Source organism: Blautia segnis, assembly GCF_014287535.1.
GTDB lineage: Bacteria > Bacillota > Clostridia > Lachnospirales > Lachnospiraceae > Blautia_A > Blautia_A acetigignens.
The window spans coordinates 175,041-183,660 of sequence record NZ_JACOOT010000039.1 but is presented as its reverse complement, the minus strand read 5'-3'; the positions used below and the strand labels follow the sequence as shown (position 1 = coordinate 183,660).

7 protein-coding genes and 1 riboswitch are annotated in these 8,620 nt (G+C 47.3%); all 7 genes read left to right on the top strand.

From position 1 onward, the window contains the following. Positions 1-180: 180 nt before the first annotated feature. The 7 genes from H8S54_RS17175 (at position 181) to H8S54_RS17145 (ending at position 8,551) form a co-directional block, all read left to right on the top strand. Positions 181-2,082, top strand: coding sequence for an AAA family ATPase (locus H8S54_RS17175; RefSeq protein WP_186901904.1), 1,902 nt, complete (start codon positions 181-183; stop codon positions 2,080-2,082). Positions 2,083-2,212: 130 nt separating this feature from the next. Then, positions 2,213-2,599, top strand: a complete 387-nt coding sequence (locus H8S54_RS17170; protein WP_243176874.1) for a hypothetical protein — start codon at positions 2,213-2,215, stop codon at positions 2,597-2,599. Continuing rightward, positions 2,599-3,999 carry a hypothetical protein gene (locus tag H8S54_RS17165; protein WP_186901899.1) on the top strand — a complete coding sequence of 467 codons (1,401 nt, stop codon included), beginning with the start codon at positions 2,599-2,601 and terminating at the stop codon, positions 3,997-3,999. The genes H8S54_RS17170 and H8S54_RS17165 overlap by 1 nt, the downstream gene beginning before the upstream one ends. Before the next feature lie 92 nt (positions 4,000-4,091). Then, positions 4,092-4,508: a phage holin family protein gene (locus tag H8S54_RS17160; protein ID WP_186901898.1), complete on the top strand. Its 417-nt coding sequence runs from the start codon at positions 4,092-4,094 to the stop codon at positions 4,506-4,508. Positions 4,509-4,510: 2 nt separating this feature from the next. Continuing rightward, positions 4,511-5,791 carry a glucosaminidase domain-containing protein gene (locus H8S54_RS17155; protein ID WP_456298168.1) on the top strand — a complete coding sequence of 427 codons (1,281 nt, stop codon included), beginning with the start codon at positions 4,511-4,513 and terminating at the stop codon, positions 5,789-5,791. 281 nt (positions 5,792-6,072) lie between these two features. Next, on the top strand, positions 6,073-6,390 hold the full coding sequence (locus H8S54_RS17150) for a helix-turn-helix domain-containing protein (protein ID WP_117449860.1): 318 nt from the start codon (positions 6,073-6,075) through the stop codon (positions 6,388-6,390). A gap of 141 nt (positions 6,391-6,531) precedes the next feature. Then, a riboswitch (cyclic di-GMP riboswitch) is annotated at positions 6,532-6,607 on the top strand. A 99-nt stretch (positions 6,608-6,706) separates the two neighbouring features. Next, complete coding sequence (locus H8S54_RS17145) at positions 6,707-8,551, top strand: ABC transporter substrate-binding protein (RefSeq protein WP_186901896.1); 1,845 nt, start codon at positions 6,707-6,709, stop codon at positions 8,549-8,551. Positions 8,552-8,620 lie beyond the last annotated feature (69 nt).

The window sequence follows — 8,620 nt, the reverse complement described above, 5'->3', positions numbered from 1 at the left end:
TTGACGCGCTTTGTTCAACCAGAAAAAATCGAAATTGATGCAAACGAAAGGGCAGTTAATGAAAAGTCTCCATACTGCTTTTTCGTTTGCACCACCTTCGATTCTTTCCTTAACGATTTGTCGATTTCATTATACTCAAAACCTATGAACAATTCAACCACAGAAAGCGAGGTATCAACCATGTATTACACCCAAGAACAGATAGACCGGGCCAACCAAGCCGACCTTGTTTCTTTCCTGCAATCACAGGGCGAGCAGCTTATCCGCGCCGGACAGGAATACCGCTGGAAACGGCACGACAGCTTGACTATCCGGGGAAACAAATGGTATCGCCACAGCCAGAGCAAAGGCGGCGCACCCGTTGATTTTGTCATGGAGTTTTTCGGCAAGAGCTTCACCGAAGCCGTTGAAGTGCTGACAGGAGAAAAAGGCGCAGCCCAACCGCCGGACAGACCAAGCCCCGCGTCCTTTTCTGACTTCCGACTGCCGCCCCGCAGCCCCGACAACCGAACAGCGAGGAACTACCTCACAGCAGCCCGCCGCATTGATGAAGATGTGTCGGGCTTTTTCTTTTCCACCGGGGATATTTACGAGGAAGCCGCCCACCATAACGCCGTATTCGTCGGCAGAGATGAAAGCGGCATACCGCGATACGCCCACCAGCGCGGCACAGCCGGGAGCTTCCGGCTTGATGTGAAAGGCAGCGACAAAGCCTTTAACTTCTGCTACCGTGGCGAGGGCGAAAGATTGTTTGTCTTTGAAGCCCCCATTGACCTGTTATCGTTTCTCTGCCTGTTCAAAAAGGATTGGCAGAAGCAAAGCTACCTGTCATTGGGCGGCGTGGGAGAAAAAGCCCTGTTGCGTTTCCTCTCTGACCGTCCGAACATCAAGACCGTTTACCTCTGCCTTGACAGCGACGAAGCCGGAAACGACGCTTGCAGCCGCCTTGTGAAGCTCATGCCGGAGGGCTTGACCGTCCACCGCCTTGTGCCGCTTTACAAGGACTGGAACGAGGTATTGCAGCACCGGGCAGAAATCACAGACGGGAAGTATATCCGGGAAGCGATTTACGGCTTGAAAGAGCCAACCCAGGAGGAAACCGTCGAGATTATCCGCATGAGCGAGGTTGACACACAGACCGTTGAATGGCTATGGGAGCCGTATATTCCCTTTGGGAAAGTAACCATTGTGCAAGGCAATCCCGGCGAGGGAAAGACCACTTTTGCCCTACGCCTTGCCGCCGCCTGCACCACCGGGGGAACGCTGCCGGGAATGAAGCCCTTGCCGCCATTCCAAGTGATTTACCAGACCGCCGAGGACGGGCTGGGCGATACCGTCAAGCCCCGCTTGATAGAAGCCGAAGCCGACCTTGACCGCGTACTTGTGATTGATGAAGCAAAACGGGAACTTACCCTCTCCGATGAGCGCATAGAAAAGGCAATCACGCAGAACGGGGCGCGGCTGATTATCCTTGACCCCATACAGGCGTACATGGGCGAAAAAACCGACATGAACCGGGCAAACGAAGTGCGCCCCATGTTCCGCCGCCTTGCCGATGTTGCCGAGCGTACCGGGTGCGCCGTTATCCTTATCGGACATCTCAACAAAGCTGCCGGAGGGCAGAGCGCATACCGGGGATTAGGTTCTATCGACTTCCGCGCCGCAGCAAGGAGCGTCCTACTGATCGGGCGCGTAAAGCGAGAACCGAATGTGCGCGTTATCGTCCATGACAAATCTTCCCTTGCGCCGGAGGGAAAGCCCGTAGCCTTTTGCCTTGACCCGGAAACGGGCTTTTCGTGGATAGGCGAATACGACATCACCGCCGACGAGCTGCTGTCCGGCGCGGGTGGGAACACCGCCACCAAGACCGAGCAAGCCGAAAGGCTGATACTTGACCTGCTTGCAGACGGGAAAGAGCTTGCCAGCGAGAACATTGTAAAAGCCGCAGCCGAAGCCGGAATATCCGAAAGGACGGTACAGAACGCCAAGCGCAACATGGGCGGCATTTTAGGCGCAAGGCGTGTCGGCGGTCAATGGTACAACTTCCTCAAGAAGAAGCAGCCACCCGAACCCGCAAGCTGAAAGTGCAAAACGCAGACCCTTTGCACTTTGCACTTTCGCACTTTCACGATAATTTGCGTCAATAACTCAAAAAAGCACTTGACAAAACGCTTCATGCCATGTGGTCTTTGAATTTAACAATGAGGAGATTGTGGAGCATTGTCCGGTGGAGACCTGGCATTCCGGGAAACATATTTTGTCGCTGTATTATCCCATTGAGAAGATCGTTGCTAATTATACGAATACATTCAATGTGTATCTCTGGATGGAGTATGGCAGCGGTACGGTTGATGTGGGAGACTGCATTGCTTCTGTCAGCGGACAGGCAATGGCGGCTGGGGAAGCCTGGGATGGAAAGCTTGAGGTGGAAGATTATACCAGGAGATTTGCCATTGGCGGAGGACTGGATGTGAATGTTTTCCGGGATTCGCTGTCCATGCAGATGAAGGAGACAGTGAACAGAGGCTTTGAGGTGTATTTTGCTGAGAGAGCGGGAATCAGCGGTTTCTGCAGGCCGGTAGAAATGGAGGGTGTGTGATGAGATTAAAAGGCGAGATGGTCATTGAACTGACCGATACGAATACGGGTGCGGTGGAAACATTGCAGGAGACGAACATGATCACGGAGGCGGTGAATAATATTCTGGGGCTGAATCCCATGGGGATTTATCTGAAAGCCAGCGGGGAGTATGACAATTCTGTTTTGTGGAACGGGACGCTGCTTCCCATCTGCCCGAACATGATCGGCGGGATCCTGCTGTTTCCGGCAGTGCTGGAAGAAAAGGCGGACCATATTTACGAGCAGGGGAAGAACCTTCCTGTGGCTTATGCTTCCAACAATGTTAATTCCGGTTCCAATGTGGCGAGGGGAAGCCTGAACCAGACGGAGAGCAAGAAACTGGACAATGGATATAAGTTTGTGTGGGAGTTTACACCCAGCCAGGGAAATGGAAATATTGCAGCGGTGGCACTGACCAGTGCCCTGGGAGGGCAGAATGCGTTTGGCAGTGCGGCAGGGGATGCCAGCACGTTCCTGCTTCTGAAAAAGGTGGATATCGGGGATATCCCGAAGGCGAAGCAGATGACGCTGTTTGAGGCAGTGGAGCTGGATTTTGAAAAGAACCTGCTGTATTCCATCACCTTTGGGACTTCCAGTGTGACCATTACTAAGATCCGGATCCCGGTATTTAACATCGGGCTGAATGAGAAGCTGGATGATACCACGTATACCGTACTGGAAGAGCAGACGCTGACAACGGAAAGCTTTACGTTCCTAGGGGATTATACAAAGTACGGGGAATTTATGGACGGACATGACGGATACTGGTATGGATTTTCCAATGAGCCGAATTCTTCCGGGGATGCGAAGATGGTATGGATCCGGATCTCCAAAAAGGATTATTCCTTTACGGAGGGGAGCTGGACACTGTCCAAGGCGAAGCTGTCAGAAGTGGGCACAAGGGCAAAGGACGGTTCCTATCCGGAACGGAATGTAAAATGCTGTGTGAGGAAGGGGTATCTGTATGTGCCTTCTTATGATAAGAAGGGAGTTTATAAGATCAATACTGCAAATTCAGCGGATGTGACGCTGATCCCGCTGGGCTTTACTTCCAAGCTGAAATCTCTTGGCGAGGCAGGTTCCTGTGAGGTGTATATGACGCTGCTCGGGGACATGATCGTGGCAGGGGATTTCCAGATCACGGCGGATGACAGGGTGATCAAGACGCAGGGGAGCGCAAGGTTTGAAGCCATGGCAACGCCTTTGTTCCAATATAAGAACTTTGTGTTTATGTGGGGCGGCAGTTATGGGAAGGAGCACAGGTGTGCTTACCTTCTGACGCCCTATCTGGCAAGTATCAATAATCTTTCATCAGCGGTGGTGAAGAATACGGACAAAACGATGAAGATCACGTATACGCTGACGGAGGAAACAATGTAGGTCTTTCTGCCGCAGGGCATGAAGATAGAAAACTTATTTACGGCAGTTCTCAGAAATGGGGGCTGCTTTTTTCATGGGAGGAGGATTCTGGCATGAAGGAATTTTGGAACTTTATTCAGATGGTTTTTATGGCTGTAGGCGGATGGCTGGGCTGGTTTATGGGAGGCTGTGACGGGCTTCTGTATGCTCTGATCGCTTTTGTGGTGATCGATTACCTGACCGGGGTGATGTGTGCTTTTGCGGACCATACGCTTTCCAGTGAGGTGGGATTCCGGGGAATCTGCAGAAAAGTGCTGATCTTTTTGCTGGTGGGAATGGCGAACATTCTGGATGTGGTTGTGATTGGGAATGGATCCGTGCTGAGGACAGCGGTGATCTTTTTCTATATTTCCAATGAGGGTGTGAGTTTGTTGGAGAATGCAGGACATCTGGGACTGCCTATCCCGCAGAAGATGAAAGATGTGCTGGAACAGCTGCATGACAGAGGGGAAGGAAGTGATGGGGAATGAGGATTGCAAGGGAGAAATTTATCGCAGATATTGCGGGGTATGTGAAGAAGTATGCAGGACTGTATGGGATTCTGGTGTACTCGTCTGTGATCGCACAGGCAGTGCTGGAATCCGGATGGGGTGAGAGCAGGCTGGCCAGTCAGTACCATAATTATTTCGGACTGAAATGCGGCACCAGATGGACTGGCAGGTCTGTAAATATGCGTACACAGGAAGAATACAGGGAAGGGACGCTGACTTCCATCCGTGATAATTTCCAGGTGTTTGATTCCATGGAAGAGGGCGTGAAGGGCTATTTTGAGTTTATCCAGCTGGAACGGTACCGGAACCTGCAGGGGATCCGGGATCCGCAGGAATATCTGGAAACCATCCGTGCTGACGGGTATGCCACTTCTTTTTCCTATGTAGAGAACTGCATGAAGGTGATCCGTCAGTATGAACTGACAAGATTTGATGAAGGAGGATGTGAGACTATGGCAAAGACTGCTGAGAGTGTTCTGGATGTGATGAGGGGCTGGCTGGGGTTCAGTGAGGCCAATGGAAAGTTTAAGGAGATTATTGACCTGTATAACAGTGTGAAGCCGCTTCCCAGAGGATATGCAGTGCAGTATTCAGATGAATGGTGTGATACCTGTGTGTCTGCCGCAGGGATCAAGGCGGGATGCAGTGAGCTGATCGGCAGGGAGTGCGGCGTTGAGGAGCATGTGAAGATTTTTAAAAAGCTGGGGATCTGGATTGAGGATGGTACCATCACGCCGGAGCCGGGGTATGTGATTGTCTATAACTGGGATAAGGCAGCACAGCCGAATGATGGGTACAGTGATCATATCGGTTTTGTGGAGAAGGTTTCCGGCGGAATGGTAACTGCTATTGAAGGTAACCGGGGTGAAAAGGTTGACAAAAGGGTGCTCCCTTTGGGATGGGGATATATCCGCGGGTATGCGGCTCCGCGGTATGAGAAGGCTGCGAATGAAACCGGCGGGAATACCGGTACAGGAAAGAAGAGTGTGGAAGCTGTGGCGAAGGAAGTGCTTGCCGGAAAGTGGGGGAACGGTGAGGACAGAAAGAAGAGACTGCAGGCTGCAGGATATGATTATGGGGTAGTGCAGGCGAAGGTGAATGAGCTGGTGAAAGGCAGTGGGAAAAAGAGTGTGGAAGCTGTGGCAAAGGAAGTTATTGCCGGAAAGTGGGGGAACGGCGCGAACAGGAAGAAGAAACTGCAGGCTGCGGGATATGATTATGGGGCAGTGCAGAAACGGGTGAATGAAATGTTGAAGAAATAGGGAATGGACCTGCTGTTGTCTGTAGAGAAATCTGCGGATGACGGCAGGCTTATTTTTTTGTTTGAGGTTTCAAACTTTTATGTGACAAACATAACTGTCTGTGCTATTATAAAAACGATATAAGCGAAAATGACTTTTGCGGAAACGAAAGTATCTTTATATTTTTTTTACCGGTATACTTCCTATAATGGGAATGAATACTTGCAAAGTTGATTACTAATATTTTTCTATTATTACAGGTACAATAAGAACATGTAATAGCGGAAATGAGGTATAGTTACTTGCAGATAGAGAAGTATATTGCGGATAAAATAACATCTTTATGTGAAAAGCGTGATATCAGTAAATACAGATTATCGCAGCTGTCGGGAATTTCCCAGTCGTCACTGGGAAGAATCATGGCGCAGGAAAACCTGCCGTCGCTGATCACACTTGAAAAAATATGTACAGCTTTGGGCGTGACATTATCGCAGTTTTTTCAGGAAGGTAATTCAGAGAATCTGACAGAAAAACAGAAAGAAGTTCTAGGGATATGGAACGATCTGAGTACAAATGAGCAGGAAACAGTGATGTCAATGCTGCGTGGACTTCGGAAGTAGGAGAACAGTTCGAGTATATGTATCGGCTGTTCTTTTTTTGTTTTTGAACGTTAAAACGGTAATTTTTTTCTTGTGCATAGTAGAACGTTAAAGTATAATAAAATCAGTTTTTTTGCATAAGTTTAAAAGCTATATCTATAATAAGGAAATCGGCAAACCAGATGAAAGTCTGGGACGCAAAGCTACAGGGCCTGTAAAATGGCAGCCAGTTGCATAAAATGAGGTGCACTGTCTGTCTGACGGTGCTTTTTTACGGTGTTATTTCATAGGCGTAACAATAATGATTTTATCAGGAAAGAATGAGGAAAATAAAAGTATGAAAAAGGCAAAACGTTGTCTGATTGCAGTGGTGTCAGGTGTACTTGTAGCATCTGCTGTCTTGTCTGGATGTGGACAGTCAAAGAAAGAAGTATCTAAAAATGATGATCATCTTACCGTTTATCTGTGGGAAAATCGTTTGATGAAAAATATTGCACCCTATATCCATGAACAGTTTCCTGATCAGGATATTGAATTTATTATTGGGAACAATGATACCGATTTATACAGTTATTTTAAAGAACATGATGAATTGCCGGATATCATAACAGTACGTCGATTCTCTGGAACAGATGCACAGGACTTACAGCCTTATCTTATGGATTTTGCTTCTTATGATGTTGTTTCCAAGTACTATTCTTATGCGGTGCAATATTATAAGAATGCGGAGGATGAAATCCAGTGGCTGCCAATCTGTGGTATTCCGCAGACGATCATTGCCAACAAAACACTGTTTGATCAGTATGGCATAAAGATTCCAGAAAATTATGAGGAATATGTACAGGCCTGTCAGCAGTTTTATGATAATGGCATAAAACCGTATTCCATGGATCTTGGTGAAGACTGGTCTAATAATGAAATCATCCAGGCAGCGGCAATCGGTGAGTTTACAAGCCTGGATGGTATGGAATGGCGAAACGGTGCAGAGACTGCAGCGGATGAAGTAAAGTTTGATGATACATTATGGAAACGTATTTTTTCAGAAACCAGTCAGTTTCTTAAGGACTCGCACTTTGGTAAAGAAGATATCAATATTGACATCAATACAGGAACCCAGATGTTTGTCGAGGGAAAATCAGCAATGTTTCATGGACATCCGACGGTTATGCAGCAGCTGCAGAAACAGATGGATGCAGATCTGATCCGTATTCCTTACTTTTCACAGACATCGGATGAATCCTATGTGTACATGACTCCGTCCTTAAACATTGCATTTAACAAAAACCTGGAAAAAGACCGGGAGAAACTGGATACTGCACTGGATGTGCTGGATTGTATGATTTCAGAAGAGGGGCAAAAGCTGATTGCGGATGGAAGCGGTGTTATTTCATTGAATACAGATGTTCCAACCATGATGCAGGATGTGCCTGGACTGGAAGAGGAAATTAATAATAATGCTGTTTATATCCGGTATTCCGCTCAAAAATCATTTGATGCAAGTCTTGAGGCTGTTCACGGATTACTGTCAGGGGAAATGGATGAAACACAGGCTTATGATACTTTTTGTAGTGCAATGAATCGTAAAGATCCAGAAGAAAAAGCAACGGTGAATTTTGAAAATGAATATTCTATTTCACTGAACGATAGAAATGGCCGTGATGCAGCATCTTCCATTTTAACTACGATCAGAGAAGAAAATGATGCACAGCTGGCTCTGGCACCATATTATTATTTCACTTCCTCTATGTACAAAGGAGAATGCACCAGCAGCCGGGTTGGCATGATGACAGCGAAGAGTTCAGATACAGCATTATATGTTGCAAAAATCAATGGTAAACAGGTTTGTGAACTCGTGGAAAATTATCTCGCCGATGCGGATGAGAATTTTTACGTAACCAATAAATACGAATTACCAATTGCATCCGGTATGAAAATGATCGTCAATCAAGAGGAAAGTGGATTTTCGTTAAAGGACTTAACAGTTAACGATAAGAAAATAGACAAAGAAAAGGAATACTCGATTCTTCTTACAGACACCACAATGTCTGTATTGAAAAAAATAAATTCGAAATGTGAGATTGAGCAGCTTAAAGAGACAACATTATCAAGTGCATGGATCGAAGCAATGTCAAAAGGACAGCAGCCGTCAGCACCGGAAGACTATATAGAGGTTGAACAGTAAAAGTGGAGATAGAACAAACGGTAAATAAAAGAAAAAAAATAACAAGGCTGTTGCTTATACTACTTATTA